Raw genomic sequence first — 2,232 nt, 5'->3', positions numbered from 1 at the left:
CCCCGCCGAGCCTCGGGCCCGACCCCGCGGGACCCGCCCCGCCGAGCCTCGGGCTCGCCCCCGCGGGACCCGGCCCGCCGCCGCCCGCTCACGAGGCACCCCCGCCACGGGTGGCGCACCCGCCGAGCACGTCCGACGTCAGCATCGTCGCGCCGAGTGCCGCCCACGCGTCCCCGTAGTACGTCGGCGTCGTGGCAGCCATCCGGTCGGCCCGACGCAGGTCCGTCGCCGCCGCTGCCGACTGCCCGGAGGCCTGCTCCGCCGCAGCCCGAGCCACGTACGCCAGCGCGTTCGTGTCGCCCGTCACGGCCGTGCCCCCGAGGTCGAGCTGCGCCGCCAACTGCGTCTGCCGCCGGAGGGTCGGGGCGATCGACCCCGCGAGGGACCGGTCCGGAGCGGCGCACGCCTCGGCGTACCGGAGCGGCAGCCGCATCGCGTCGTAGCCGTAGAGCACCCGGTCGTCCCCGCCGGTGGCAGGCATCGGGTCGACCGAACCGTCGGCGTGCACCTGCGACCAGTCGCTCGGCAGGTCGGAGGCCTCGAGGACCGCCCGCGTCACTGCGCGCGAGCCGGAGCCGAGGGCCTTCCAGCGATCGTCGCCGGTCGCCTTCGCCAGCACGTCGTAGGCCGCCGGCGACGCGTAGGACGCGTCGTACCGGTACGGCTCGGAGTCGGCCCACGGCCCGGGCAGCAGGATGGTGCCGAGCTCGGTGGTCGCGGTCTCGTGCTCGAGGATCGCAGCGGCCATGGTCTTCCCCGCCTCGGTGTACCGCGACTCGTCCCACGACGAGCCGGCGAGCACGAGCGCCCGGGCGGCGTCGAGGTCGGCGTCGCTCGCGGACTGTCCGTCGGCGATGCCGTCGTCGGGCGTCCACCGCCAGGCGAGCAGGTGGTCGTCGGTGAGCAGGTGCCGCTTCGTCCACGTCCAGATCTCGCCGAACCGCTCGCGATCACCGTTCGCGTAGGCGATGAGGAGCCCGTACGCCTGCCCCTCGCTCACGGTGTCGCCACCCTGGTCGGTGCGTACGACCCGGCCGTCCTGCACGTACCGGTCGAGGAAGTCCGTCCGCAGCTGTCCCGGCGAGCGCGCCGCGTCCGGTGCCGGCGAGGACGTCGGGGTCGACGTGCCTCCCGCCTCGGGCTGCGCGGCGCCCCACGGCCGCACCGCGACGAGTGCGATGCCGAGCGCGACGAGCACCGCGGCTGCGGCGGTCACGGGGATCCAGGTCCTGCGGGTCATGCGGCCTGCCTTCCTGACTGGGGTGGGGTGGTCGACGGGAGGCGCGGATCACGCGGGCGGGTCTGACCGGGTGATCCGCGCCTCCAGTCAGTGCTCAGTGGAACAGCGAACGGAGCGTCGCGATCACCTCGTGGGTGGCCTGCGTGACCGGGTCGGCGGCACCGCCGCCGCCGGTCTGCACGCCGCCGGTCGGCGTGGACGCCGTGGCTGCCGCGTCCGTGACGGGCACGACGGTGAGGTCGCCCTTGCTGTCGTCGAGCACGAACAGCGTCGAGACGGTGTTGCCCGCGAGGTCGACCTTCGCCGTGCCCCGCTGCCCGCTGCCCGAGACGTCGAGCGTCCACTTGCCGGCGTCGACGGTGGCGTACTTCGTGGCCGTGCCGAAGGCTGCGTCCTCGGCGACCGCGGTGCCCTCCGAGGTGCTCACGTCCACGGACTTCGCGGTGGTCGCGGCCTGCACGAGCCGGAGCTTCGCCTTGCCGTCGCCGGGCTGCTGCAGGTCGTCGGTGAAGGCGGTCGTCTTGAGCGCGTCGTTCTTGCCGTACGCGACGACTGTGCTCGCGTCCCCCTTGTCCACCGTGACGTCGGTGGAGATCACGGGCGTGGAGTCGGGCGCGTCCGCCGCACGCATCGACAGGACGTAGGTGCCGACCGGGAGCTCCTGGTACGGGCTGACCTGGCCGTAGGTGACGTCGTCGAGCTCGAAGACCTTCTTGCCGCCGGCGAGGCTGGACAGCTCGACGTCGACGCCCTTCGTGTCCGGGGAGAGGTGGCCGACGCGGAGCCAGCCCTCGCCGGAGCTGCCCGCGGCGGGTGCGGCGGTGGTCGCGGCGGTGGCGGCCTGCGGGGCGAGGCCGACGGCTGCGGCGACGAGGCTCGTGGCGAGGGCGCCGACGAGGAGGGTGCGACGAGGTCCGGGCATGGTGGTGCTCCTTCTGGTCGTGGTTCGGGTCTGGTGCGTGGGTGCGGCTGCGGCGGCTGCGGCGGCTGCG

The 2,232-nt window shown here is 74.7% G+C and carries 2 protein-coding genes; both read right to left on the bottom strand.

Annotated features, from left to right (window positions below):
• Positions 1-88: 88 nt before the first annotated feature.
• A complete protein-coding gene (locus Q7F20_RS18450; protein ID WP_305741511.1) occupies positions 89-1,240 on the bottom strand; it encodes a glycosyl hydrolase family 8 in 1,152 nt (383 codons plus the stop codon).
• Positions 1,241-1,334: 94 nt separating this feature from the next.
• Complete coding sequence (locus Q7F20_RS18445; RefSeq protein ID WP_305741510.1) at positions 1,335-2,162, bottom strand: DUF4397 domain-containing protein; 828 nt, start codon at positions 2,160-2,162, stop codon at positions 1,335-1,337.
• Between the last annotated feature and the right edge of the window lie 70 nt (positions 2,163-2,232).

Origin of the sequence: Curtobacterium sp. A7_M15 (genome assembly GCF_030705415.1) — a bacterium.
Classification (GTDB): Bacteria; Actinomycetota; Actinomycetes; order Actinomycetales; family Microbacteriaceae; genus Curtobacterium.
This window is presented reverse-complemented; position numbering and strand designations above follow the sequence as displayed.